Genomic DNA, 24,217 nt, shown 5'->3' with positions numbered 1-24,217 from the left:
AATAGTTAGCCGAGGGCACCCGCTAACGGGACTTTTCGTTCGGATGCTCGCCGTGCCCCGACGACAGCAGTTCGGAGTTGCTGTCGTCAAGGGCAGGCTGATCACCGACCCTGTCGGCTCGCCGCAGGCCAGTCCGGCTGCTCAGGGCTTTGCGGATCAACGTGCGGGCGAAATGGCCGATCTCCCGGATCTAGCGACACCCCTTCTGCCATGATTTGCACCGCAGGAGCCTGGTTGGAGGAGAGCCCCCACTCGTGGGGGAACGGGAAAGCTTCTTTCGCCGATCGCAGGGATGACGACGGCCAAGGCTCGGTCACCACATCAGGGTCAGCAGCTCGACCGCTGCCGACCCTGAGATCGAGTCGCTTCGTCATGCCCGCAATCAGGTATGGCGTGTGACCGATCTCAACTTCGTCCTAGATCGAAATGAGCTCGTTCGTGACGTCCACCAGGGTTCTTCTCGTTGTGATCGCCCTTCTGATCGGGTGCCTGATCGCGTTGGCGGCGGCCATGCTCGCCAGGGCTGCCGGCGCTTCGCCGACAAGTGCCGTTGGCAAGGCCGGAGTCGCGTTCGCCGGCGCGGTGACCATCACGTTGCTGGTCTTCACGAGCATGGGCGTGCTGTGACGTGAGCGGCCACCGTGCAGAACGGCGCTGCCAGGCGGATCAACATCGGGTCGCGGTCCAGCTCGACCTGGGCATGCCGCGAACGGCCCTCCGATGCTTCGTGCCGCTCGCTTGGGCCGTGCGACACGATTCGGGGTCCCGGTAAGAGTCGTGCAACCAGGTACACGCGATGGCGTCCGCCCAGTCAGTCCTGGTGCCCACGGACTATTAAGACGGTGACTCAATTGGCGAGTCGGCGGTAGCAAATGAGGGCTGCAGCGATGGCAACGAAGGACGCGAAGTGGTCGGCCCGGCGTTCGTAGCGCCGGTGTAAGCGACGGCAGCCGGCCAGCCACGAGACTGTCCTTTCCACGACCCAGCGGTGACGTCCCAGGCGCTGGCTGGACTCGATCCCCCGGCGGGCAAGACGCGGCACGATGCCCCTGCCGCGCAAGAAGGTCCGCAGGTGGGGATAGTCGTAGCCCTTGTCTCCGTGCAGCTTGGCGGCGCGGCGGCGTCGAGGCCCGCGGCGGGAACGGATGGGCGGGATGCTGCGCACCAGTGGTTCCAGGGCCAGGCTGTCATGGACGTTGGCGGCACTGATCGCGACAGAGACCGGCAGACCGGTGCGATCGGTGATGAGGTGGATCTTCGACCCTTTCTTGCCGCGATCGACAGGATTCGGGCCTGTCAGCTCCCCCCTTTCACAGCTCGCACACTGACCGAGTCGATCGCGCACCGCGACCAGTCCAGTTCGCCACGGGCGCCGAGCTCGTCCAGCAGGATCCGGTACAGCTTGGCCCACACGCGTGCGGTGCTCCACTCGGTGAAGCGACGGTGCACCGTCTGCCAGGAGGCACCAAACACCGGGGGCAACTGCCGCCAAGCGCACCCGGTGGTAGCCACGTACACGATCGCCGCCAGAATCACCCGATCGTCGACCCGCCGCGCCGCCACCCTGCGGACGCGATGGCGCCGCCGGGACCACCCGCAGGAACAACTCCCACAACTCATCCGGCACAAGCCGCCGAAGGAACGCGTCCACGAACGAACTAACGACCGATCCCCAAATGAGTCACGGTCTAAGGGATCTTTCTTTGATCGTCGGACGTACGTGGTCGATTCTTACCGGCAGGCCAAGAAGAGAGCCCGCAGCGCTTCCCCACGCGCGGGCTCTCTATCGAACACAGTACCGAAGGGTGCCGCATAGCATCCGGCTCGAAGGTCCGCAGTGTGGAGCGAGGCTGCTGCGGCCGGGGTTTGCGGCACCAGCCGGACACCGCAGGTGGTCAGCCAGCTCAGCGCACTTGGGCCCTTCTGCCGTAACGATCGTCACCGTGGCGGGCGACGTCTCCGTACTCGCCTGCGCGGGACCGCCTCTAGCTCACGCAGCCACGCGCCGTGCTGCCGCCTCCGCTCGTACAGGATCGCCAGCCCCGTTCGTCTCGCCTCCCCGCTCCGGCGGTAGCCGTCCTGCCGTCGGGCCAGCCGCTGCTGCTGGTAGGGCCTGCCCACCTGATCCCACGCGCGCAGCCACTGCTCGATCTGCTGCCTCGCGACAGCTGCGCGGGAGACCGCGCCGGTCTCTCCCTGCCAGGCATGGATGACGTCCTCCAGCAGCTGGCGGTGGAGGCTCCGTGTGCCACGCAGAGCGGCGCTGAGGGTGGAGGGGGGAACGCCGATCCGCTCGGCGAGCCTGGTCTGTGTGACCGCGCTCCGGGAGATGAGCCGCCGCACCGCACCGAGCAGGTCCTCGTAGGTCCTGATGTGCGGCGGCCAGCCAGAGAGCTCGGCAGTGCGCTGCTCCCGCCTATCGGTCCGACGTAGGTTCGCGGCCCTGCGCCACCGGCGGGCGGTGTCCTTAGGTGACTGCTTGAGGGCCTCGGAGATCGCCACGACCACCTCGCGCGAGGGCAGTACACGACCCGACAGGGCCCGCGAGATCGAGCTCGGCGAGTAGCTGGTCGCCCGCGCGAGCCACTCCTGGCTACGCCCCGACTCAGTGAGCCGCTCACGGAGCGGGTCACTGAGGTCCTCCACCGCCCGCCTCAGCTCGCGATCCGTACGCACGTCCTGCCAGACCATGATGATCATCCTCCTGGGATCTGTTCGCCAGCTCATCCGACAGGCGATACGACTCCGAGGATGCACCGGGCTACCGTGCCTGGCGACGCCTTGCACCCGCCGCGCTACAAACCTCCCTTTCTTTCGCGCGTTCACGGATAAGCCCAGGTCAGATGCCGAGCAGCGGTCACGGTATTGATCATCGCGAGTTATTGCGAGTTTTACGGGATGCCAGCGTGCGTGCCAGGGACGTAGGAGAGCGGCATGGCCTTCGAGGGCGCTCCGGCTGGCGGAGACGCTTTCGAGGCAGAGGAGGGCCTATATGGCGGCTGATGCCACGTTGGCCAACGGCACCCCGACAAGGACAAGGAAGCGTCCTCAAACTGATCACGGTTGACCGCTGAACGTACGCCTGCCTGCGGAAACGGGCTTCAAGATCAACTCACGGCCGGTTTCCCAGTATCTCGGCTGGACCCGCCGTCCGCCCCGAGCTCGAGCGGGCCGTCGCCCTGGCCCGCGAGCTCCGATCGGCCAGCGTGGCGGTCACCCTCGTGGTGCACGAGCACAAACGACTCGGCCGCGGCCTTGACCTGGCCACCCTGGCCGAGCAGCTGCGCGCCGCCGGGATCGCGCTGCAGTTCCTCACCGGCGAGCTGCAGGGCTCCCACAACCCGTCCGGGGTGGTGTTCACCGTGCTCGCCTCTCTGTCGGGCATGGAACGCGAATACATCCACGACCGCACCCTGGAGGGCTACGAGTCCGCCCGCAGCCGCGGCAAGACCATCGGCGGCGCCGCCGTCACCGACCCCGCCATGCTCTCCATGGCCCTGCACCTGCGCGCACAGGACCTCAGCCTCCGCGACATCGCCGCCCGCCTGGTCATCAGCAAGGGCAGGAAGAAGGGCCAACACCCCTCGCCCGCGACCGTCCTGCGCATGCTCCGCGATCACGATGAGACGGTCGGCTCCGACGCCTGACGGAGATCTACGCGCCACGTTCCGTCATCACGCTAACGATCAACGTTAGCGCCAAATCCTGCACTCATCCTCCTCGGATGCCAACAAGGGCCGGCATCTGTCGGTGGCCAGGGTCTCCGGGTCTTGGCCGGCGAGGCCGGTGAGATTCCAGCCGGGAGCCGACCGCCTTCTCCGGGCGATCATTGCGGAGGGCCGCTGACGGGGACCACGGCGATCGTCGCCTCGGCAGAGGCTCCGGGCACCAGGCGGATGGAGTCGCCCGGCTGGGCCGAGGCGAGCGCGTGGGGGTCGGCTGGGCGCGCGTGGTGATAGAGGACGCGACGTTGGACGTCGTCCAGGACGATCTGCTGCCCGGCAAGGTTCACCTGGACCGGGCTGGCACTCAAGACGCTGAACTCCGGGTCGGTGGGCGGCGGCCCGGCGGAGGCGCCCCGGGTCATGGTGATCTCGGACCAGGTGGTGCGGATTTCCTCACCGCGCAGGAGCGCGGCGAGCTGGATGAGTTCGCCTGCCTGCTCGGGGGTGACCTCATCCAGGCCGGGCACGGTCACGCGGTGGAAGGTGTGGGCCTGCACGGCGAGCAGTGCCTGCAGGAAGGTGACTGTCTGGCGGGCCATGTCCGGCAGGGGCGAGGCGCGCACTTCGGATTCCTCCGGCCGCCACAGCGAGGTGAGGGGGCGGCCGCCGCGCACCGCGACGACGATTCCTGGGGTGTCGGGCAGGGCGGCCAGTAGGTGCATCGCCGGCAGCACGTCGGCGGGGGTCTTGCCGGCGAGCGCGGACAGGCTCATGCGCACCCGGTCGCGGTCGGGCCCGTTCAGCAGGAACCGGAACTTCAGGACGCCCGAGCGGTCGGTGCCCGACAGCCACACGCCGGGCCCGTCCACGCCGCGGGAGAGCTGCACGTCGACCAGGTCCAGCGTGTGCGCCACCGTGTCGTCGGCGGCCAGGAGCCGGATCTCCAGGTCCGGCCGGCCCGCGCCGCCCTCGCTGGGGACCATGAAGCTGAACCGGCCCGGCCCGGCGGAGGCGAACAAGCCCGGCGGTCCGGTGACGCTGGTGACAGTGCCGGGCACATCGTGGAAGGGAGCGCCGTAGCGCAGCCAGTCCTCGACCGCCTGCTGCTCGGGAGAGCCGACCGGGACCTCCAACTGCACCGAGGTGGTGATCGGCCGCAGCCGCAGCGACTCGGCGCAGCGGGGCAGCAGCCGCATCAGCAGATACGACTCCTCATCCAGTTGCCGGTACTGCACCCAGGCCACCGGCACGGCGCTGTGCAGGTCGCTGTCCCACGCCTGATCGCGCACGCGGCCGGAGCGGATCTGCACCTCGTAGCGGTAGAAGGGGTCCACCTCGTTCAGCGCGGCGGCCAGGCCGCGCTGCCGGGCGATGACCGCCTGAAGCAGATCTTGGCCGGGCACCCCTTGGGGCACCTCGCGGCCGCCCTGTAGCGCGTCGGCCATCAGCCGGTGCAGGCGCTGCCCGCCGTCGCCGAAGAAGTACTCCACCAGGGCGGGATTCTCGGCGGCCATGCCGTCCAGTTTGCAGCCGCCCATCCAGTGCGTGTGGACGCCGTGGCCGGCGGTCAGCTGCCCCAGCCAGTCCAGTCGCTCGTTGCTCGGTTCCCACGGGGTCACAAGGGTCCACGAGCGCACCGGCACGGTGGGCAGCGTCTCGGCGACGAAGGTCTTCCAGGAGGCTTCCACCTTCTTGGCCTGACCGGGCTTCAGCGGGCCGCTGTAGCGCTTGACCTGGTAGATGTCATAGCCGTCTGGGTTCCAGACCCGTACGTCGACGCCTCGGTCGCCACGTGATGGGGTGGGCCGGTTGCCGTGCGGGTGCTTGAGCAGCAGCAGTGCCGCGACGAACTCTTCGACCTTCTCCCCGGGTTCGCGCTCCCAGTTCACCGTCGTCATGCGTCATAGCGAAGCAGAAGGCGGAGTCATTTCGCCCCTCATCCTCACGCGGTGGGATGGGCGGCGACCATGACGCCGTGCACGACAGCCGTGATGCGCTCAGCCACCCGGTCAAGGGGCGGGCTGGCCGGCGTCGAGCCAGGCGATGACGGCCTCCAGGGTAAAGGCAGGGATCAGGTTGGCGGCCCAGTCCAGCCACGGCCCCTCCGGGATAGCGCACGCCAGGTTGCGCCGGCCGACTTCACGGGAGGCGTCGGCGATGGAGTCGATCAGGTCGCGGAAGTCGGGCTCGCGGGCGGCGTAGCGGAACAGCAGCTTGCATCCGTCGGGGTCGGCCGTGGCGGCGTGCAGCAGGGAGGGGAAGGCTTCAGCACCGGCAAATGCCATACCGCCGACTGGCATCTCCGTCCTCACTCGGATCAGCACAAGGTCGGCATCATGCTCGGCAGCGGCATGGAGCAACTCCGTCGCCGGATGTCCGAGACGGAGATCAGTGTCGACGTGTTGTCCGCGGCGCCTTGCCTGCTCGCTCGCAGCGCGTCACGTGTGCGGGGGCCAGCGATGCTAGGTGCTATCCCCTTGACGTCGCTGCGCCCAGGACGTGGCTGATGTGCAGGAACACGAAGCGCTCAAGGTGTGCGACGGTGAACCCCGCCGCTTCGATGGCGGGGAGCGGGTTCCGGGTGGGGTGGCATCCGCCGCTGGCGGCGGACCAGATCGGCGTGACCAGTGCCTCGGTGAGCGCGAAGAGCGGGTTGGGCGATCGCACGTGCTCGTAGAAGCGCAGTTCTCCGCCCGGTCGTAGCACGCGTCTGGCTTCGGCGAGCGCGCTCTGGAGTGGTGCGCAGCAGAGCACGAGTGAGAACACCACTGCGTCGCATGACTGGTCTGGCACAGGTAGTCGCGTGAGGCTGCCATCGACGACGCGGCTTGGGATCACTGAGCCCGAGGCGATCTGTTCGGCGGCGCCGCGAAGGAAGGGGTCGGGTTCGACCAGGATGATTTCCTGCACGCTGCTGGGGTAGCACGAGAGTTTCACCCCGTCACCGGCACCGTATTCGACGACGAGGCCGGTCAGCCCGGCGAGCAGCCGCTTACGTTGCTCGGTCGGTTGGATGCTCGATCCACGGCCGACGCCTACCGGACGAGGGTGATGAAACTGCTCTATGCCCACCTTGGCTATCGGTGCGCCGCCAAAGGGCAGGTTCGAAACGTTCGTCATCGCTGCTCCCCTGCGTCGGCGGGATTGGATCGCCTGTGTGCTGGCCCTGGGGTACTTCGATTGTGGCGCTCCATGCCCGCCTTGCGAAGGGGTTGTCGGCTCCTGAACGGACGACGTGGTGACCCGAGAACACGCCTGTCAGCCAACGATGACACGCTCCTCCGGTAGCTCGTAGCGGCGTCCGCGGTCTTTCATGGCCAAGGCGGAGCCGAGGGTGAGGGGGCCGATTCTGCCGATGAACATCAAGGCGGTCAGCAGAAGGTGACCAGCCGGCGTGACGCCGGCGGTGATGCCCGTTGACAGGCCGACCGTGCTGAAGGCGGAGACCGCCTCGAAGAGCACCTGGTCCAGTGTGTGCGGCGTGAGCGCGAGCAGCACGTAGGTGGAGATGGCGACGAGGGCGATGCTGATCATGGTGACGGACACGACCTGGCGTTGTGCCGTCCCGGCGATCCGCCGATGCCCGACGATGACGCGAGGCTCGCCCCTGAGTTCGGCCCAGATCATGAACAGCAGGAGACCGAACGTCGTGACCTTGATGCCCCCGGCGGTGCCGCCGCTGCCACCGCCGATGAACATGAGCACGTCCGTGGCCAGCAGGCTCGTCGGGTACATCTGGCCTATATCGAGACTGTTGAAGCCAGCGGTGCGCGGCATGACGCCGGCGAAGAAGGCCGCCAGCACTTTGGCCGGCTCCTCCAGGCCGCCGAGTGTCTTCGGGTTGCGCCACTCTGTGGCCAGGAAGATCAGCGTTCCGGCGATCAGCAGCGTCAGGGTCATCCCGACTGTGACGCGGGTCAGGATCGACCACCGGCCAGGCCGCCGCCAGTTGCGGGCGAGCTCGAACACGACCGGGAAGCCGAGCCCGCCCACGATCACCGCCGCGGCGATGGTGAGGCAGATCCAGGGGTCGGCCACGAAGCGCATGAGGCTGTCAGGCCACAGTGCGAAGCCGGCGTTGTTGAAGGCGGAGATCGCATGAAAGCCGCCCAGGTAGATCGCCCGGCCGAACGGCTCGCCGTATCCGATCATGAAGCGTGCGGTGAGCACCGCCGCGGCTAGCGCTTCGCAGGCGACGCTGAAGATCACCACGTTGCGCACGACACGGCGGACGTCGGACATGCTCAGGGTCTTGGTCTCCGCCTGGGCGAACAGCCGGGCTCGCAGGCCCAGCCGACCTGCCACCAATACCGTGAACAAGGTGGCGAGGGTCATGATGCCGAGCCCGCCGACCTGGATGAGTCCCGCGATCACGATCTCGCCGAAGGATGACCAGTGACCTGCGGTGTCGACGATGACCAGGCCCGTCACGCAGACCGCGGAGGTGGCGGTGAACAGGGCGGTGAGCACGTCGGCTGACTCGCCGGTCGTGGTGGCAAGCGGAGAGGACAGCAGTGCGGTCCCGGCCAGGATCGCGCTGCCGAAGCCGGTCACGACGACCTGTGCGGGATGGTGGAATCGGCCGAGCAGGGCAGCGCGCCACCGCGCACGCCTCACTTGTCCGACTGTCCGTTCTTGCGGTCGCGGATGCGCCGGACGATCCCGAACCAGGCGGGCACGTCTCGTTCGTCGTCGAACCCGCGCGCCACCACGATGTCGGTGGAGGAGTGCAGCAGGATCGACAGCACGATGGTGACCGCGACGAGCTGGAAGACCTCCTGCCCGGCGGCGATGCCGGAGCTCAGGACGATGAGGCCGTAAACGACCGAGGCGAAGCCCTTGGGCCCGAACCAGGCCACCGCCGCCTGCTCGCGCATGGACAGGCCGGAGCCGAGGAAGGAGATCCAGATCGCCACCGGCCGGGCGGCCACCAGCGCCAGGACGGCGAACAGCCAGCCGGTCCAGCCGACCGAACCGAGCAGGGCGGGGGTGATGAGCGCGCCGAAGACCAGCAGCGCGGCCAGCTTGAACAACTCGGCGATGAGCTCGCCGAAGTGCTCGAAGGATTCACGCTGCCGCTCGCCGAAGGTGGCGACGGTGATGCCGGCGGAGAAGGCGGCCAGGAACAGGTTGCCGTGCGTGGCCTTGCCGAGGGCGAGGACGAGCAGGCCGATGGCCAGGGCGTTGAGCGGCTCGTACTGGGTGGAGGCGGAGAACCAGCGGGTCTGTTCCAGCTTGATCGCCAGCCACGGTACGGCGACGCCGATCAGCACGCCCAGGCCGAGTTCGAGGCCGAGGTCGCCGAGGTGGAGGTCGTCGGAGCCGGCGGCGACGGCGAGGAAGAGCATGACGAACGGCAGGGCGAGCCCGTCGTTGACGCCGGATTCGACGTTCAGCAGTTGCCGCAGCCGTGGCGGCACCTTCTCGTTGCCGACCAGGGCGGCGGCGAAGACGGGGTCGGTGGGGGCCAGGATGGCGCCGACGAGCAGCGATTCGATCCAGCCCAGCCCGACGATGTAGTGCGCGGCCAGGGCGGTGATGACGAGCGTGAGCGGCAGTCCCCAGCCGAGCGCGCGTCCCGGCAGGCGCCACGCCGTGCGCAGGTCCTTCCAGCCCACTCGCATACCGTCGGTGAACAGCACGGCGAACAGGGCCAGCTCGGCCAGCGTGCCGACCATGTCGTCGTCCGGGCTCAGCGAGATCAGGCCGAGGGCGCCGTCGCCGAGGACGAATCCGGCCACCAGGAACAGCGCGGCCGTGGACAGGATGGTGCGGTTGGCCAGGCTCGACAGCAGGACGGCGAGCAGCAGCAGTGCGGCGAAAGCCGTCAGCAAGGTGACCACGACATGCCTCTCGTCGGCCATGCGAATACGACATCGCCGACCAGGCTTCCCGGCACACCAGCACGAACCGTATCAGGAAGCGGAAAGCCCGAAGGGATCAGCGAGGGAACCCATGGATGCGCCGCCGGGTGAGCTCGCCGCGCACGCGGGCGAGCAGTCTTCCGGGATCTTGGAGATCGTTGATACGGTTCTGGCAGGTGTGCCGGGAAGTCTGGTCGGCGAGTTCTGTTGTCGATCATGAAGGGCGGCGCTGATGCGTGCGCGCGACCTGGCCACCCCGTTCCCCGTCCTCCCCCATGACCCGCCCTCTCCCGCCCCTCAGGCGCTGGCCGGCGGGCTCGCCGCGTGACCGTCACCGCCTGGCTGTCGGTCGCCGTCTTCCTGTTCGCCTATGTCCTGATCGCCACCGAGAAGATCCATCGGGTCGCGGCGGCGCTGGGCGGCGCCGGGATCATGCTGCTGATCCACGCCACCGACGCCGAGGCCGCCTTCTTCGCCGAGGCCACCGGCATCGACTGGAACGTCATCTTCCTGCTGCTCGGCATGATGATCATCGTCGGCGTGCTGAAGCAGACCGGCGTCTTCGAGTATCTGGCCATCTGGGCGGCCAAGCGGGCGCGCGGCAAGCCGTACCGGCTGATGGTGCTGCTGGTCGTCATCACCGCGATCGCCTCGGCGTTGCTGGACAACGTCACGACCGTGTTGCTGATCGCGCCGGTCACCTTCCTGGTCTGCGAACGGCTGGCGCTGCCCGTGGCGCCGTTCCTGATCGCCGAGGTGATGGCGTCCAACATCGGCGGCGCGGCCACGCTGGTGGGTGACCCGCCGAACATCATCATCGCTAGCCGGGGCGGGCTGAGCTTCAACGACTTCCTGGTGCACATGGCGCCGATGGTCATCGTGCTCATGATCGTCTACATCGGGTTGTGCCGGGTCCTGTTCCGCAGGTCCTTCCGCTACGACCCGGAGCGGGCGGCGGAGATCATGACACTCAACGAGCGCGAGGCGATCCGCGACTCGCGGCTGCTGTGGCAGTCCCTGGCCGTTCTGGCCCTGGTCATGGCGGCTTTCGTGCTGCACCCGGTGCTGCACTACGAGCCGTCCGTGGTCGCGTTGCTGGGCGCCGGGATCCTGGTCGCCGCCACCAAGGTCACCACCGAGGAGGCGATCAGCGAGATCGAGTGGCCGACGCTGACCTTCTTCGCCGGCCTGTTCGTCATGGTCGGCGCGCTGGTGCACACCGGCGTGATCGGCAGGGTCTCCGAAGCCGCCGCCGAGGCCACCCAGGGCCAGCTCGGGCTGACCACGATGGGGCTGCTGTGGGCCTCGGCGGGGGTGTCGGCCGTCGTGGACAACATCCCGTACGTCGCGACCATGAGCCCGATCGTGGAAGGGCTCGTGCAGGCCAACGGCGGCGACGGGCCGGGACAGGTGCTGTGGTGGGCGCTCGCCTTCGGCGCCGACCTGGGCGGCAACGCCACCGCCGTCGGGGCGGCGGCCAACGTGGTCGTCCTGGGCATCGCCGCGCGCAACGGCCATCCGATCAGTTTCTGGCAGTTCACCAAGTACGGGCTCGTGGTGACCGTGGTGACCATCGCGTTGTGCGTGCCGTACCTCTGGCTGCGCTACCTCATGTGATCAGGCCCGGCGGGATGGACCGCCGGGCCTCGGCGAGTTAAATTAGTTGCTAGCAGCGCAACTAGTGCGGGGTAGCACATGGACAGCCGGGAACATCTCCTCTCACTCCTCGCCTCCATGCAGCGCGATCTCATGCCGTCCCTGATGCGCATGCACGAGAGCGACGACCTGCGGATGCTCGACAGCGTCCTGCTCCAGGTCCTCGACCGCGGCGAGGCACCCACCGTCAAGGAACTCGCCGCCACCATCGGCCGATCGGTGTCGAGGACCAGCCGCCTCGTCGACGGGCTGGTGCGGCGCGGCCTCGCCGAACGGCACGAGGACCCCGCCGATCGCCGCGCCCGCAGGATCCACCTCAGCGACGAGGGCGCGGCGAAGCTCCGCAGGATCCGCGAAGTCCGCATCGCCGGGCAGATGGCGCTCTGGGACCGGTGCACCGAGGAGGAGCGGGAGATCATCCTGCGATCCATGGAGATCTACGCCAAGGCCGCGAGGAGGATTCGGGATGAAACTGATCCGGCTGGCTGACATCGACGCCTCGATGACCGAGCTGGTCGGCGGCAAGGCCGCCGGGCTCGGCGAACTGATCAACGCGGGCGAGAACGTCCCCGACGGATTCTGCCTCACCGTCGAGCCCTATCTCGCCGGGGAGATCCCGGCGAAGGACCTGCTGGCCGCCTACGAACGGCTCGGCGGCGGGCGGGTGGCCGTCCGCTCCAGCGCCACGGCGGAGGACCTGCCCGAAGCCAGCTTCGCGGGCCAGCAGGACACATACCTCGACGTCGAGGGCGAGCGGCCGCTCATCGACGCGGTCGGCCGGTGCTGGGAGTCCCTGCACACCGAGCGCGCCGTCGCCTACCGCGCGGCCGCGGGCGTCGACGAGGCCGCCATGGCCGTGGTCATCCAGCGCATGGTCGACCCCGTCGCGGCCGGAGTGCTGTTCACGGCCAACCCGATCACCGGCTGCCGCACCGAGATGGTGGTCGACGCCGCGCCCGGACTGGGCACGGCCATCGTCGACGGCACCGTCGTCCCCGACCACTACCTCCTCGATCACCGGACGCCGGCCGGACCGGCCACGACCGGGTGCCTGAACCGGACGCAGCTCGAAGCACTCCGCCAGGCGGGGCGGCGGCTGCAGGCGCACTTCGGCGCACCGCAGGACATCGAGTGGGCGATCGACGCCGCCGGAGAACTGTGGCTGCTGCAGTCACGGCCGATCACCACCCTGTTCCCGGCCCCGCCCGACACCGGCGACACCCGGCTCTACCTGGAGTTCGGGCACATCCAAGGATTGCTCAGGCCGACCACGCCGATGGGCGTCTCCCTGCTCAAGGTCGGCGCGAGCCTGTGGTTCAAGGCCGCCGGCGCCTCCGTCGATCCGCGTGACCCGCTGCCCCGGATGGTGCCCATCGGCGGGCGGCTCTACTTCGACCTCACCGACTTCGTACGCGCCAAGGCCATGCGCAAGCGGCTCGGCGCCTCCCTGGAGGTGTACGGCCCGCGCGTCCGCGACGCCGTCACCCACGTGCTGGACGATCCCCGGTTCGCGCCCCGGCGCGGCCTGCCGTTCCGCCCCGGCGCCGCTCTGAAGATGACGGTACGGCTGGCGCCTCCCGCGCTCTTCGGGCTCGCCCGCTGCCTGATCCGGCCCGAGGCCGCCCGGGCCCGGGCCCATCGCGGCGCGGCGGAGATCAGACGGCTGACCACCCCTCCCCCGCCGACGGCCGGCTCCGGCGAACGGCTGCGGTGGGTGATCGAGGACTCCCACAAGGCGATCATGAGCATCGACATGCAGGGCATCGTGTGGCCGCTGATGGCCGGCATCGTCGCGGGGACGGCTCCGGCGGGACTGCTCGACGGCATCGCCTCCGGCGAGGAGCTCGACACCGTGCTCGGCGGCATGCCGTACAACGTGACCACCGAGATGGACCTGGAGCTGTGGCGGATCGCGGTGCGGGCGCGCGAGCACGGCGACCTGTTCCGCACCACCACGCCGGAGGAGCTCGCCGCGCGCCAGCTCGCGGGCGCCCTGCCGGACATCGGGATGACCACTTTTCTCCGCCGGTACGGCATGCGAGCCGCCGCCGAGGTCGACGTCGGCGTACCCCGCTGGGCGGAGGATCCGGCGCCGCTGTTCGCCACGATCGCCAACTACCTGCGCGTGGACGATCCCGCCCAGGCCCCCGACCACCGATTCGAGCAGGCCGCCAGGAAGGCGGAGGCGATGGTCGAGACGCTGGCGCGGCGAGGCCGCCGCAGCAGGCCGGTGCGCGGCCGGTTGGCCGCGTTCCTGCTGCGGCGTTCGCGCGAGCTCACCGGGCTGCGGGAGCTCGGGAAGTTCGCCTGGTTGCCGGCGATCCAGGCGGCGCGGGAGCAGCTCCTGCTGATCGGCGAGGACCTGGCCGCCCGAGGCAGGCTGGCGAGCGCGGACGACGTCATGTTCCTCGATCTGCGGGAACTGCACGCCGCCGTGCACGACGGACGCGATCACCGGGACCTGATCGCCGCCCGCCGCGCCACGCACGAGCGGGAGCTGCGCCGGCACACCGTGCCCGGGGCGCTGTTGTCCGACGGGACCGATGTCGAGACGCTCCTGCCGGCCGGACCCGTGACGGACGGGACGCTGACCGGGATGGCCGGTGCCGCGGGGCGGGCGACCGGCCGGGCGCGGGTGATCCGCGACCCGAGTGACGCTCACATCGAGCCGGGCGAGATCCTCGTGGCTCCCACCACGGACCCCGGGTGGACTCCGCTGTTCCTGACCGCCGCGGGCCTGGTGACCGAGACGGGCTCGCCGGTCGCGCACGGGCCGACCGTCGCCCGGGAGTACGGCATTCCCGCCGTCATCTGCGTCCGCAACGCCACGCACGAGATCAGGACCGGGCAGGTGATCACGCTGGACGGGGCGGCCGGAACGGTGAGGATCGAAGCAGACGGCTGATCCCGTGATCAGACGAGCTTCTCCAGCACGTCGACGGCGGCGCCCACCCCGTTCTCCGACCGGACGGCTCTGCCGAGAGCTCTCGCCCGTCCGGTCATCTCCGGGTCGGTGACCGCCCGGTTGATGGCCGTGGCCAGCCCTTCAGCGGTGAGCCGCCGCCCGAGCGGTGCGGGTGCGACGCCCGCGACGTGCGCGCGGGCGGCCCAGAACGGCTGATCGCCCACGAAGGGCCGGACGACCTGGGGCACGCCCGCCCGCAGCGCCGCGGCGACCGTCCCGATCCCGCCGTGGTGGACCACCGCGGCCGTGCGCGGCAGCAGCCAGTCGTGGGGAGCCTCGTCGATCATCAGCACGCCGTCGGGTTCGTCGCCCGGTCGCAGGCCGCCCCACCCGGTGGCCAGGACCGCGCGCCGCCCGGTCCGGCGCACCGCGTCGATCACCAGGGCGGTCAGGGCCTGCGGATCCGGGCCCACCATGCTGCCGAAGCCGACGTAGACCGGCGGTTCACCGCTGTCCAGGAAGTGCGCGAGCCGTGCGGACGGCGTCCAGGCGGGGCCGGCCGGCAGGTTCCAGAAGCCTGTCGGCGTGGCCCGGTCCGGCCAGTCGCCGGGCGAGGGCAGCAGGTGCGGGCTCCACGCGTGCAGCACCGGGCCCTGCCGGACCAGCTCGGCCATCGCCGGGAAGGCGTCCCTCAGCCCGAGGGACTCCGCCCGCCACGCTCGGACCGCGCCGCGGTAAGGCAGCTCGACGGCCGAGGCCATCCGCCAGCTCGCCCGGTTGAGTGCCCGCGGCAGCCGTACCGGGAGGATCGGGGAGGCGAACGCGGCGGTCGGCACGTACAGCGGAAGCAGCAGCCCGGCGACCGCGGGCACGCCCGATCTCTCCGCCAGGTACGGCCCGGCGAGCGCCTTCGGGTGGTAGACGACCACGTCGGCGTCCTGTCGCAGGAGCTCGGACTGGGCCTCCAGCAGCCGGCGGATCATCGGCCGGACCGACCGCGCCGCGGTGATCGTGGCGCGGGCGCCATTGCCCTTGACCTTGTCCTGCAGGTCCAGCATCTCGTCCGGAAGCGGAGCGTAGGCGATGCCGTGCGGCGTGGCGAGCGGCTCAAAGCGGCGTGGCCCGGCCACCACCGGCTCGTGCCCGGCGGCGAGCAGGCCCCGGGCGAGGGCCAGATAGGGCTGGACGTCGCCCCGGCTGCCCATGGTGACCAGGAGCGCTCTCATCGGCTGTCCCATTCGTCGAGGAGGCGCGGGAAGCGCTCCATCATGAAGACGTACATGTCGCGCATCAGCTCCAGTCGCCGGCGGCGAGCGGGGTCGTCGCCGACCGCGCGCAGCCCTTCCTCGGCGAGCGCCCGGAACGCCGCGAACTCCGCCATCTTGGCCCGGAAGGCGCGAGCGAACACGTCCTCGGCCAGCCGGTAGCGATCACGCCTTTCACCGGGGCGGCGAAAGCGCTCGACCAGCCCGGCCTGGTCGAGCTGGCGCAGCGCGACGCTCATGCTGCTCTTGGCCACCATCAGCGCCTCGGCCAGCTCTGGGGCGTCGGCGCTGTCGCTCTCGGCCACCAGCAGCCAGCCCATCACGCGGCCGGCGGTCCGGCTCAGGCCCAGCCGCTCGTAGAACAGGCCGGCGTGCTCGACGAAATCCTCCACCGGCTCACTCTATCGGTTTGTTCGGATCGAACCGAACAAATGAAGCGCCAATGCGCTGGCCCGGCAGTCGCGCCACCGAGGTAACCCCTGGGAGTCTGGGAGGCCGCCGACGACCCGTCCTGTCAGCCAGGCTGGTCACGACGACCTCGTTGTGGGCTGAGACAGGAGCGCCCGGACGCGGCGGGCGACATCCCCTCCGGCCCAACGGGTCAGGCAGGTGCGGTGGTGAGCGCCGGCCTGCGGCGCGCCGATCGCATTCGTCGGCCGGCAGGCAGAGGCGCTCCTGTACTCAAGTGCACCAGCCATTCGCCGACCGCGACCTCAGCGCCGGGAATGACGACGACGCATGGTACCCGTGCCCCGAGAACGGGCGAGAACGACTTTCAAACGCAACGCAGCCCAGCCCTTCTCGGCTGCAAGTTAACCGATGCGCGACTTGAGGTCACGGGGACGATGAGGCTGCCCGCCCCCTTCACCGACGGAACGGGGAAGTCGACGGGCTGGACGCCCTGGCGATACATGGGCCTCCACACCTACGATCACAGCTCCGAGCAATAGATCCCCGCCGAATGAGATGGCCGCCCAGAGCGCCGACTGCGGGACCCATCCACCGCCACAACTGCCCCAAGGAGGCTAATATCAACAATCGGTCTCGACTCATCGCGCTCGCTTCGGCGATTGCCGCCCTGGGCGGCCTGGCTGCCTGGTCACCGCCATCGATCCGTCGGCTGGGCATCGAAGAGAATCCTGGCTACACCTGGGGCAACGCACTACAGGTGGCCTATCCCGAGTATCAGATTTACCATCGCGGCTCCGTCGACACCACTGAAGAGTTATTCAGCGCGACGACGGCAGTGGAACTCGACACGCACATGAACGCCCTTACGGTCAGTGGACCGCGTCAAACATTTTACATTTCCCAAAGCCTTCTTGGTGACGCAACTTTTCCGGCGCTTCCTAGATCCCACATGTCCAGTCACCTGAAGGACTTCAAAGGGGGGCTCGGCGAAAGCTCAGAAGAGAAGCGGGAAGCCATGCGTCAAGCCAAGCAGCTTCCTGCCGCGCAGCAAGTGCTCGTGTTGGTGGAGTTGACCAAGCCCCTGCCGGAAACCGCGCTTGATCGCATCCTCGCCTACCGCAACAGCGAGTGGAAGAGATTCTTTCTGTCCGGAACTCAAACGCTGTCCGAAAAGCCGCTATATTGGTGGCCCGGTTGGAACGGCTGTTCCGCCGTAGTTATTCGCAGCAACAATTGCGGGCATCGATCAGTGACAGCCGATTTTCGCGAATGGGTCAGCCAATTATCGGAGGAGGATGCCGAGAACCTTCAAAAGATCGGGCTCGATCTGCAGCAGATGAGAACAGCGGCGGAGGAAGGGTTGATCTACGGGTTCATCGACACTCGGTCCGGGAGCCGGGACCTCATGGAATTGCTCGAACGGCCCGAGATCCGCACGGTCAAGGTGCTGGAGAGGGTCCCGGAGCCGCAAAGCTGACCAGGAAATTTCCGGTAGTCCTTTCCAGCCCTCCATCCAGCGGTAGGGCCGCTTGGCAGTCCACGGCCACGACCACGGGGCGCAACGTGGCCGTGGCGGGCGTCACTCAGATGATCGCCGCGCCGAACGACCACGATGAGATCCGGCACGCCGAGCCCATAACGAACACGCTCGTCCATTCCGCTCATCGACTGGACTTGGCATGTCGAGCCGCCGGCTCGAGGCATTCCCAGCGTCAAGGGCAGCTAGAGAGAATCAAACACAACAGGTATGACCTGCGCTTCCTAGTCGAAGTTCGCGTGAACAGGACCGCCAATAGTGAGGGTGCCATGCAGATAAAGGAGACCAATGCCCGAGAAATGCTCATTGTGGGCTGGATCGGGATAGTGTGTGCAATAGCGTTCATGTGGGGGAGATGCTGATTGTAGCTACTTTGACCATGTTGGCTTCTGGCGCTTGCTTCACATTCGGTTGGGCATTGGCTCGCTTCCAGAAGGTCGAGCCCCATGAAGATGACATCGAGCCGTGAACCGAGCCTGGACAAGGCCGCGTCCTCATAGGACCTGGCTGGGCAAATCGAGGGGACGCTGGGTAAACGAGGCCGAGATCGAGGTGTTCCTGGCCGCCGGTCACACCCGCCGTCACGTGCTGGACATCGTGCTCGGCGTCGGCATGAAGACGCTGTCTGACTACACCAACCACCTCGCCTGCACCCCTGCTGGATGCGGCCTGGGCCGAGCAGGAGGAAAGCCGGGAACAGAAGGCGATCTAAGCCGTGCCCGGCAGGCCTGGCGTCGTCCCGGGAACCCCGGGCGGCGCCAGGGGGATGAAAGCGCGAGGGTCTGTCGCCCGTCCCTTGATCACCGGCGTCGGGGACCGTGACTCCAGGCGAAGCCGGAACTGACACTTCGAGAACACGATCAACCCGGTTTGGGGCTGCTGGCAAGGTTCTTGCCGGCACCCCTGCTACGTAGGGCTCGCGCGATCTCAAGCCGGCTTTTGCCGACAGCTTCCCACGATGACGTTCACGGCCAGCCGAGCGGGTGGGGGCCGTCGGCGGGCGGTTCGCCGGCCGCTTCGTTGAAGGCGGCCATGGCCTCGATCAGCGCTCTGCGGTGCTCGGGAGCCATCCGGGAGACGATCGAGTCGATCTCTTCGCGCCGCCGAGTGGTGACCTCGTCGACCAGGTGCCGCCCCGCGGCGGTGAGCCTCATCCGTGTTTCGCGGCGGTTGCCCGGGTTGACCTCACGCAGGATGAGCCCGGCGGCGGCGAGCCGGTCGGCCATCCGCATCGCGGTCGAGGAGTTCACATCGAGCAGTTCGGCCATGGTGACGAGCTTGGTCTCACCGTGGCCGGACAGCACCACCAGCATCCTGAACTGCGGCAGTGTCACCCTGTCCTCGACGGCCGCCAGGGACCGAGCAGCGACGCCGACCAGCACCCGCGAGCCGGTCAGCACTGCCGAGCTGACCTGATCAAGCTCTTGCATGGGCTCTTTCTACCTCATTTCACGAATGCAACCGCCTCGCGAGTCGTCGAAAAGACATAGAAGCGCTCCTCCAGCCCGGTGAGCTGCAACAACCGGCTCAGTCTTCCCGTGACCGCGCTCAGGGCCATGCACCCGCCGGTGGCCTCCGTCACCCTTTGCGCGCCGAGCAGCGCGGCCAGTCCGCTGGAGTCGCAGAAGGCGAGCTCGGCCACGTCGATGACAACGGCGGGTTTGCGGCTGACCTCCAGGACCGCGCCAAGGCAGTCATGAAGGGTTGGCGCGCTCATCATGTCAAGCTCTCCCCGAAGGCGCAGGAGGAAGACACCGTCGCGCCTGTCGATGTCGACGCTGAAACCGGCTTCCATAATGGCTGTTCCTCAATAGCTCTGTCGGCGCAGCAGCAGCATGGCCGCGTCGTCGGCCAGCGGCCCGCCGGCATGGTCGATCAGGTCTTCGCGAAGTGTGTCGAGCGCCTGCTGGGGGTCATGGTCGCGAAGAGGCGCCAGGCGTTCAGTCAGCGGATAGAACTCTCCGGACGGGTCGCGTGTTTCGATGACACCGTCGGTGTAGAAGAGGATCTGGTCGTGTTCGCCGAAGCCGAAACTGTGCGGCTTCGGTGCTGTGGCGGCCAGCGCGGCGAGTCCGAGGGGCAGGCTCTCTTCCGGGGGCACGATCACGGCCACATGCCCGTCGCGGCGTAGCAGCAGCGGGGCGGGGTGACCGCAGTTGAGTAAGGTGATCTCGCCTCCGGCGATTTCAGCGAGAATGGCTGTGACGAAGGATTCGGCCCCGAGATGGCGTGTGAGGCTGGCTTCCAGGCGCTGGGCGACGGAGATCAGGTCGGGCTGGTCGTAGGCGGCCTCGCGGAAGGCTCCCAGTACCCATGCGGCGGTCTCAACAGCTTTGAGGCCCTTGCCCTGCACATCTCCGATGATCAGCCGGACCCCGGCCGGGGTGGTGACGACCTCGTACAGATCACCGCCGATCCGGGCCTCGGCGGCGGCCGAGGTGTAGGAGAGGGCCAGGCGCAGATCCCCTGCGCGTCGAGGCACCGGGCGCAGCAGCACCCGTTGGGCGGCCTCGGCCACCGCCTTGAGGTTGGCGAGTTCGCGTTCGCGCCGTAGCCGCAGGTAGCTGGCCAGCATGCTGGCACCCGTGACGCTCACGAGCGTGACAATGGTCAGATTGTTCTGCCACGTCAGCAGGGTGTTGTTGTAGGCGGCCACCGGCAGGCAGATGGCCAGTGCCAGAGCGCCGACCGCGGCGGTGCGGCGGACGGTGCCCGAGACGGAGGCGAAAGTCGGTCCCAAGGTGAGCAGCGGAAGGAATCCGAGGGAGGAGCCTGCGATCAGGTCGGAGGCCGCGACGAGGGCCATAGCGGCGAACGGCAACCCGCGCAGGATCTCTTGCGAACGCGCCTGGCCACGTCTGCGCCTTCCGGAGTTCGTCAAGATGATCAGTGCCTTCTCATCGCGACCAGTGCCTTCTCCACAGAGGAAGCCATCTCGAAGTCGGCCGATGGCGCGACACCCACACCGATCAGTTGCCCCCCGCTGGAGCGGGCGTGCCCAGCGGCTGACACGAGGAGTGAACCTCCCGCCCTGTCGATTGTGTGGATTTGCCTGCTGTCAAGGACGACCAGAGGAGGGATCCTGGACAGCGCCTTCGCCAGGGTCTCGCTCAGGGAGGTCAGGGTCGCCTCGGTCAGGTCTCCCGCGAGGGTCAGGACGGTGACGGGACCGAAGTTCCTGCTCTGCACGGTCAGGTGCGGGCGGCGTTTCAATCGCATGTTTCAGCCTGAAGGATCGGGGAGGGTCTGGGGGTGGTGGAGCATCATGGGGCCTCTCGTGGCAGGCACTGGCCACCTCCGCTGGCCAGGGTTCCGGCCCATCCGAAACCGAGCTAGCCGGCAGGTGCTTGATGCAAGAGGTGCGCGAGGGTACGGAGCGCGGGTACCGCTGGCGGGGGGCTTAGCCGCCCGGAGGTACATCTACCGGTGGAACCTGCCCACTCCTTCATCGACGAGTTCCCGCAATGCTTGTTCCAGGCTCGGCCGAACCTCGGAAACGGCGGGCGGTAAGCCTTGAGGGCCGACCAGGATGAACCTGCCCGACCTTGCCTCTATTCGCCTGCGGGCCTCGTCGAACAGGCCCAGGTCCGTCCCGCGCAGTTCGCTGAGACCCGACATCTCGACGATGATCCAGGGCGGGCTGCGGAAGGCGATCGCTTGCTCGAGACGCCGCTGCAGAACCGGCTCTGTGGTGACGGAGAGCTTCCCCGCCAGACGCAGGACGACGCAGGGCCCGTGCAATCCCATCCGCACCGTCAGGCCAGGGTGAGAGTCATGGTGCCGTCGGGGCGGTGTCATCGAATACCTCCGGGCTGCGGACATGTGAGTACTGCCGCCGACCAGACTTCCCGGCACACCTTCGTCCCACCGTAGCCGACTATTGCTCCATGCAACAGTTCGGCCCGCGAGCTGTCGCACCGGACCGGGATGGCCAAACGGCTCGCCGCCTACACATCACATCGGGACTCGGCGGTGCCGCCCCTTTGGGTGCACAGGCAGAGCGCGCATGACGGGCGGCAGTGCCAAGCTCACCGCCTCTTTGGTCCCGCTGTGAGCGATCACTCCGATGCGCGGGACGTGACCCAAGACCTCTCCGGAATGCGATGCGGCGCTCGCACCCGTCGCCTGGTTGTGCGGTGCGCTCGCTCTCATCGGTAGCGATCTCGCAGGACACAGCGCGACTGACCCGGCCTCACGCCCTTTCTACGCGTCTTGACGCCATCCCTACGTCCCTCAGACGGACTGGGTAGCCGCCGCTCTGGCGCGCGCGATCAGGCGCTGTTACCGTCACCTTCGGTGCGCCGGGAAGTCTGGTCGGCAACGTCCTGTCCGACCGGCTTCCGGAGACGCACATGCCTGGCAACCCCGCCGTGCTCATCAGCGGCCTCGTCAAATCCTTCGGCCCCGCCCGCGCCCTGGACGGCCTCGACCTGCACGTGGCCACGGGCGAGGTGCACGGCTTCCTAGGGCCCAACGGCGCAGGCAAGACCACCACGTTGCGCATCCTGCTCGGCCTGCTGCGCGCCGACTCGGGGCACGCCGAACTCCTCGGCGGCAACCCCTGGCGGGACGCGGTCGAGCTGCACCGGCGCCTCGCCTACGTACCCGGCGACGTCGTCCTGTGGCCCACCCTGTCCGGTGGCGAGGCCATCGATCTGCTCGCCCGGCTGCGTGGCGGGCTCGACCCGCGTTACCGGCAGGTCCTCATCGAGCGGTTCGCGCTCGACCCGGGCAAGAAGTGCCGGACCTACTCCAAAGGCAACCGGCAGAAGGTGGCGCTGATCGCCGCGCTCGCCTCCAGAGCCGAACTGCTGCTGCTGGACGAGCCGACCGCCGGACTCGACCCGCTGATGGAGGCCGTCTTCCGCGGCTGCGTCGAGGAGCAGCGCGACGAGGGCCGCACCGTCCTGCTGTCGAGCCACATCCTGTCCGAGGTCGAAGCCCTCTGCGACCGGGTCAGCATCATCCGCGCCGGCCAAGTCGTCGAGCACGGCACCCTGGGCGAGCTGCGCCACCTCACCCGCAGCACGGTCACCGCCGAACTCGACCGGGTGCCGGACCACCTGCCCGGCGTGCACGCGCTGAGCGTCCGCGAGTCACGGATCACCTTCGAGGTCGAACCCGACCGCCTCGGCGAGGTACTGGCCCAGCTCACCCGCGCCGGTGTCCGCGACCTCATCTGCCGGCCGCCCACTCTGGAAGAGCTGTTCCTGCGCCACTACCAGGAGGAGCGGTGACCGGCACGCGGGAGCTCATCCGGCTGGCACTGCGCCAGGACCGCGTCCTGCTGCCCGCCTGGATCCTCCTCATCACCGCCGCGGTGACGGGTACGGCCTCGGCCATCGCCGAGCTGTACCCCGGCATGACGCAGCGCGTCGCCCTGGGCGTGACGATCGGCCAGGCGCCCGCGATCCAGGCCCTGACCGGCCCGGTCTTCGACTCCGCCTCGGTGGGCGGGCTCACCGCGTGGCGGGCCACCACCCCGGCGACCGTCCTGGTCGCGCTCATGAGCGTGTTCCTCATCACCAGGCACACCCGCGCGGAGGAGGAGAGCGGCCGGGCCGAGCTCGTCGGCTCGTGCCCGGTCGGCCGGCAGGCGCTGCCCGCGGCGGCGCTCGCCGTCGCGATGGGCGTGAACCTGCTGATCGGCCTGCTCCTGATCGTCACGATGACGGCGCTCGGCCTGCCGGGGGCGGGCGCGATCGCCTACGGCCTGGCCATCACCGTCACCGGTTGGTTGTTCTGTGGCGTCGCCGCGATCACCGCGCAGCTGACCGCGCACGCCCGAACCGCGAACGGAGCGGCACTGGCCGTGCTCGGGCTGGCCTTCCTGCTCCGCGCCGGCGGCGACGCCTCGGGGGTCGAGGCGCTGTCGTGGGCCTCGCCGCTGGGCTGGGCCCAGCGGGTACGTGCGTTCGCGGGCGAGCGCTGGTGGGTGCTCGCGCTGGCCGCCCTCACCACAGCGCTGCTGATCTGCGTGGCGGCGGCGCTGAACGCCCGGCGTGACCTCGGAGCCGGGCTGCTGCCGCCGAGGCGTGGTCCCGCGCAGGCTCCGCCGTACCTGAACGGGCCGTTCGGCCTGGCCTGGCGGCTGCAGCGCGGCGCGCTGCTGGGCTGGACCCTCGCCTTCGCCGTCGCGGGCGCGCTGTTCGGCGCGCTGGCGCAGAGCGTCGGCGAGGTGATCCGCGGCAACGCCCAGCTTGCGCAGATCCTGGAGCGCATCGGCGGGGCCGGGGCGCTGGTCGACGGCTTCCTCGCCACCGTTATCGGGCTGCTCGGGCTGGTCGCCAGCGGCTTCGCCGTCCAGTCCGTGCTCCGGCTGCACGCTGAGGAGACGTCGTCGCGCGCCGAGGCGGTCCTGGCCGGGGCGGTGCCCCGCTCGCGCTGGGCCGCCGCCCACCTGATCGTCGCCTTCGGTGGACCGGTGGTCATCCTGGCCACCGGCGGGCTGGCGATGGGGCTGGTCCACGGCATCCGCTCCGGCGACCCCTCGACGCACCTGCTCAGCCTGGCCGGCGCCGCGTGGGTTCAGTTGCCGGCCGTATGGGTGCTCGCCGGCCTGGCCATGCTGCTGTACGGCACGCAGCCCCGGCTGGTCTCGGCGGCGTGGGCGGCGCTCGTGGTCTTCGCCCTGCTCGGTCAGCTCGGCGAGGTGCTGCGGCTGCCGGAGTGGGTCCAGCTCCTGTCACCGTACGCCCACCTGCCGCAGGTCCCGGGCGGGCCGATCGAGGCGGCACCGCTGATATGGCTGGGTGGGCTGGCCTTGGCGCTGGTGGGATTGGGGGTGGCCGGCTTCCGACGCCGTGACCTGGCCTGATCAGGATTTCCGCCAACTGTGCCGCCGGGCCTGACTTCGATACGGTACCCCGTGAGGAGTGCCGGGAAGTCTGGTCGGCGGGCCACAGCCATGACCA

At 68.9% G+C, this 24,217-nt stretch carries 21 protein-coding genes and 1 pseudogene; 8 read left to right on the top strand and 14 right to left on the bottom strand.

The window, feature by feature from the left end; genetic code table 11:
- Window positions 1-426 precede the first annotated feature (426 nt).
- The gene (locus AB0I67_RS16645) at window positions 427-627 is read left to right on the top strand and encodes a hypothetical protein (protein WP_357923883.1); all 201 of its coding nucleotides are present in this window, start codon (window positions 427-429) and stop codon (window positions 625-627) included.
- Between the two features lie 220 nt (window positions 628-847).
- Here AB0I67_RS16645 and AB0I67_RS16640 read toward each other — a convergent pair.
- Both AB0I67_RS16640 and AB0I67_RS16635 read right to left on the bottom strand, forming a co-directional pair.
- Window positions 848-1,651: pseudogene (locus tag AB0I67_RS16640) on the bottom strand (IS5 family transposase).
- A gap of 287 nt (window positions 1,652-1,938) precedes the next feature.
- Window positions 1,939-2,691, bottom strand: coding sequence for a helix-turn-helix domain-containing protein (locus AB0I67_RS16635; RefSeq protein ID WP_357923882.1), 753 nt, complete (start codon window positions 2,689-2,691; stop codon window positions 1,939-1,941).
- 395 nt (window positions 2,692-3,086) lie between these two features.
- On the opposite strand from AB0I67_RS16635, the gene AB0I67_RS16630 reads away from it, so the two are divergent.
- Window positions 3,087-3,647, top strand: a complete 561-nt coding sequence (locus AB0I67_RS16630) for a recombinase family protein (protein ID WP_357924081.1) — start codon at window positions 3,087-3,089, stop codon at window positions 3,645-3,647.
- A gap of 179 nt (window positions 3,648-3,826) precedes the next feature.
- Here the strand turns inward: AB0I67_RS16630 and AB0I67_RS16625 are convergent, their stop codons facing one another.
- The 5 genes from AB0I67_RS16625 to AB0I67_RS16605 all read right to left on the bottom strand — a co-directional run bounded on the left by AB0I67_RS16625 (window position 3,827) and on the right by AB0I67_RS16605 (window position 9,529).
- On the bottom strand, window positions 3,827-5,563 hold the full coding sequence (locus tag AB0I67_RS16625; RefSeq protein ID WP_357923880.1) for a hypothetical protein: 1,737 nt from the start codon (window positions 5,561-5,563) through the stop codon (window positions 3,827-3,829).
- A gap of 111 nt (window positions 5,564-5,674) precedes the next feature.
- The gene (locus AB0I67_RS16620; protein ID WP_357923878.1) at window positions 5,675-5,950 is read right to left on the bottom strand and encodes a hypothetical protein; all 276 of its coding nucleotides are present in this window, start codon (window positions 5,948-5,950) and stop codon (window positions 5,675-5,677) included.
- A 184-nt stretch (window positions 5,951-6,134) separates the two neighbouring features.
- Window positions 6,135-6,785 (bottom strand): class I SAM-dependent methyltransferase, encoded by a 651-nt coding sequence (locus AB0I67_RS16615; RefSeq protein WP_357923876.1) that lies wholly within the window; start codon window positions 6,783-6,785, stop codon window positions 6,135-6,137.
- 138 nt (window positions 6,786-6,923) lie between these two features.
- A complete protein-coding gene (locus tag AB0I67_RS16610; protein WP_357923874.1) occupies window positions 6,924-8,219 on the bottom strand; it encodes a potassium transporter TrkG in 1,296 nt (431 codons plus the stop codon).
- A 59-nt stretch (window positions 8,220-8,278) separates the two neighbouring features.
- Window positions 8,279-9,529: a cation:proton antiporter gene (locus AB0I67_RS16605; protein WP_357923872.1), complete on the bottom strand. Its 1,251-nt coding sequence runs from the start codon at window positions 9,527-9,529 to the stop codon at window positions 8,279-8,281.
- A 324-nt stretch (window positions 9,530-9,853) separates the two neighbouring features.
- Between AB0I67_RS16605 and AB0I67_RS16600 the strand changes: the two genes are divergently transcribed.
- The 3 genes from AB0I67_RS16600 to AB0I67_RS16590 all read left to right on the top strand — a co-directional run bounded on the left by AB0I67_RS16600 (window position 9,854) and on the right by AB0I67_RS16590 (window position 14,090).
- Window positions 9,854-11,146: an ArsB/NhaD family transporter gene (locus AB0I67_RS16600; protein WP_357923870.1), complete on the top strand. Its 1,293-nt coding sequence runs from the start codon at window positions 9,854-9,856 to the stop codon at window positions 11,144-11,146.
- 117 nt (window positions 11,147-11,263) lie between these two features.
- Window positions 11,264-11,674, top strand: a complete 411-nt coding sequence (locus AB0I67_RS16595) for a MarR family transcriptional regulator (RefSeq protein ID WP_357923868.1) — start codon at window positions 11,264-11,266, stop codon at window positions 11,672-11,674.
- A complete protein-coding gene (locus AB0I67_RS16590) occupies window positions 11,652-14,090 on the top strand; it encodes a PEP/pyruvate-binding domain-containing protein (RefSeq protein ID WP_357923867.1) in 2,439 nt (812 codons plus the stop codon). Before AB0I67_RS16595 ends, AB0I67_RS16590 begins: the two co-directional genes overlap by 23 nt.
- Before the next feature lie 8 nt (window positions 14,091-14,098).
- Here AB0I67_RS16590 and AB0I67_RS16585 read toward each other — a convergent pair whose 3' ends face one another.
- A complete protein-coding gene (locus AB0I67_RS16585) occupies window positions 14,099-15,316 on the bottom strand; it encodes a glycosyltransferase (RefSeq protein WP_357923865.1) in 1,218 nt (405 codons plus the stop codon).
- The gene (locus tag AB0I67_RS16580) at window positions 15,313-15,747 is read right to left on the bottom strand and encodes a MarR family transcriptional regulator (RefSeq protein ID WP_357923863.1); all 435 of its coding nucleotides are present in this window, start codon (window positions 15,745-15,747) and stop codon (window positions 15,313-15,315) included. Before AB0I67_RS16580 ends, AB0I67_RS16585 begins: the two co-directional genes overlap by 4 nt.
- 569 nt (window positions 15,748-16,316) lie before the next feature.
- Here AB0I67_RS16580 and AB0I67_RS16575 point away from each other — a divergent pair.
- Window positions 16,317-17,243: a hypothetical protein gene (locus tag AB0I67_RS16575; RefSeq protein ID WP_357923861.1), complete on the top strand. Its 927-nt coding sequence runs from the start codon at window positions 16,317-16,319 to the stop codon at window positions 17,241-17,243.
- Window positions 17,244-18,268: 1,025 nt separating this feature from the next.
- Here AB0I67_RS16575 and AB0I67_RS16570 read toward each other — a convergent pair.
- From AB0I67_RS16570 to AB0I67_RS16550, 5 genes are all read right to left on the bottom strand, one after another.
- The gene (locus AB0I67_RS16570) at window positions 18,269-18,733 is read right to left on the bottom strand and encodes a MarR family transcriptional regulator (protein ID WP_357923860.1); all 465 of its coding nucleotides are present in this window, start codon (window positions 18,731-18,733) and stop codon (window positions 18,269-18,271) included.
- A gap of 14 nt (window positions 18,734-18,747) precedes the next feature.
- Entirely contained in the window at window positions 18,748-19,098 is a 351-nt protein-coding gene (locus tag AB0I67_RS16565) for an STAS domain-containing protein (protein ID WP_357923859.1), read from the bottom strand.
- A gap of 12 nt (window positions 19,099-19,110) precedes the next feature.
- Window positions 19,111-20,109 carry a PP2C family protein-serine/threonine phosphatase gene (locus tag AB0I67_RS16560; protein ID WP_357923857.1) on the bottom strand — a complete coding sequence of 333 codons (999 nt, stop codon included), beginning with the start codon at window positions 20,107-20,109 and terminating at the stop codon, window positions 19,111-19,113.
- A gap of 80 nt (window positions 20,110-20,189) precedes the next feature.
- On the bottom strand, window positions 20,190-20,522 hold the full coding sequence (locus AB0I67_RS16555; RefSeq protein ID WP_357923856.1) for an STAS domain-containing protein: 333 nt from the start codon (window positions 20,520-20,522) through the stop codon (window positions 20,190-20,192).
- A 201-nt stretch (window positions 20,523-20,723) separates the two neighbouring features.
- Window positions 20,724-21,050 carry an STAS domain-containing protein gene (locus tag AB0I67_RS16550; RefSeq protein ID WP_357923854.1) on the bottom strand — a complete coding sequence of 109 codons (327 nt, stop codon included), beginning with the start codon at window positions 21,048-21,050 and terminating at the stop codon, window positions 20,724-20,726.
- Window positions 21,051-21,655: 605 nt separating this feature from the next.
- Here AB0I67_RS16550 and AB0I67_RS16545 point away from each other — a divergent pair.
- Window positions 21,656-22,540, top strand: coding sequence for an ABC transporter ATP-binding protein (locus AB0I67_RS16545; RefSeq protein WP_357923852.1), 885 nt, complete (start codon window positions 21,656-21,658; stop codon window positions 22,538-22,540).
- Entirely contained in the window at window positions 22,537-24,120 is a 1,584-nt protein-coding gene (locus tag AB0I67_RS16540) for an ABC transporter permease (protein ID WP_357923850.1), read from the top strand. Before AB0I67_RS16545 ends, AB0I67_RS16540 begins: the two co-directional genes overlap by 4 nt.
- The last annotated feature ends 97 nt before the right edge of the window (window positions 24,121-24,217 follow it).

The organism is Nonomuraea sp. NPDC050310 (assembly GCF_040655795.1).
Taxonomy (GTDB): domain Bacteria; phylum Actinomycetota; class Actinomycetes; order Streptosporangiales; family Streptosporangiaceae; genus Nonomuraea.
This window is presented reverse-complemented; position numbering and strand designations above follow the sequence as displayed.

What these genes read in the sequence shown, in the direction of transcription:
- AB0I67_RS16575 (WP_357923861.1), top strand. Translation starts at nt 16,317, where the DNA reads ATGAGATGGCCGCCCAGAGCGCCGACTGCGGGACCCATCCACCGCCAC.
- AB0I67_RS16550 (WP_357923854.1), bottom strand. Translation starts at nt 21,050, where the DNA reads ATGGGATTGCACGGGCCCTGCGTCGTCCTGCGTCTGGCGGGGAAGCTC.
- AB0I67_RS16590 (WP_357923867.1), top strand. Translation starts at nt 11,652, where the DNA reads ATGAAACTGATCCGGCTGGCTGACATCGACGCCTCGATGACCGAGCTG.
- AB0I67_RS16645 (WP_357923883.1), top strand. Translation starts at nt 427, where the DNA reads ATGAGCTCGTTCGTGACGTCCACCAGGGTTCTTCTCGTTGTGATCGCC.
- AB0I67_RS16635 (WP_357923882.1), bottom strand. Translation starts at nt 2,691, where the DNA reads ATGGTCTGGCAGGACGTGCGTACGGATCGCGAGCTGAGGCGGGCGGTG.
- AB0I67_RS16565 (WP_357923859.1), bottom strand. Translation starts at nt 19,098, where the DNA reads ATGGAAGCCGGTTTCAGCGTCGACATCGACAGGCGCGACGGTGTCTTC.
- AB0I67_RS16585 (WP_357923865.1), bottom strand. Translation starts at nt 15,316, where the DNA reads ATGAGAGCGCTCCTGGTCACCATGGGCAGCCGGGGCGACGTCCAGCCC.
- AB0I67_RS16620 (WP_357923878.1), bottom strand. Translation starts at nt 5,950, where the DNA reads ATGGCATTTGCCGGTGCTGAAGCCTTCCCCTCCCTGCTGCACGCCGCC.
- AB0I67_RS16555 (WP_357923856.1), bottom strand. Translation starts at nt 20,522, where the DNA reads ATGCGATTGAAACGCCGCCCGCACCTGACCGTGCAGAGCAGGAACTTC.
- AB0I67_RS16625 (WP_357923880.1), bottom strand. Translation starts at nt 5,563, where the DNA reads ATGACGACGGTGAACTGGGAGCGCGAACCCGGGGAGAAGGTCGAAGAG.
- AB0I67_RS16570 (WP_357923860.1), bottom strand. Translation starts at nt 18,733, where the DNA reads ATGCAAGAGCTTGATCAGGTCAGCTCGGCAGTGCTGACCGGCTCGCGG.
- AB0I67_RS16615 (WP_357923876.1), bottom strand. Translation starts at nt 6,785, where the DNA reads ATGACGAACGTTTCGAACCTGCCCTTTGGCGGCGCACCGATAGCCAAG.
- AB0I67_RS16595 (WP_357923868.1), top strand. Translation starts at nt 11,264, where the DNA reads ATGCAGCGCGATCTCATGCCGTCCCTGATGCGCATGCACGAGAGCGAC.
- AB0I67_RS16545 (WP_357923852.1), top strand. Translation starts at nt 21,656, where the DNA reads ATGCCTGGCAACCCCGCCGTGCTCATCAGCGGCCTCGTCAAATCCTTC.
- AB0I67_RS16605 (WP_357923872.1), bottom strand. Translation starts at nt 9,529, where the DNA reads ATGGCCGACGAGAGGCATGTCGTGGTCACCTTGCTGACGGCTTTCGCC.
- AB0I67_RS16560 (WP_357923857.1), bottom strand. Translation starts at nt 20,109, where the DNA reads ATGGCCCTCGTCGCGGCCTCCGACCTGATCGCAGGCTCCTCCCTCGGA.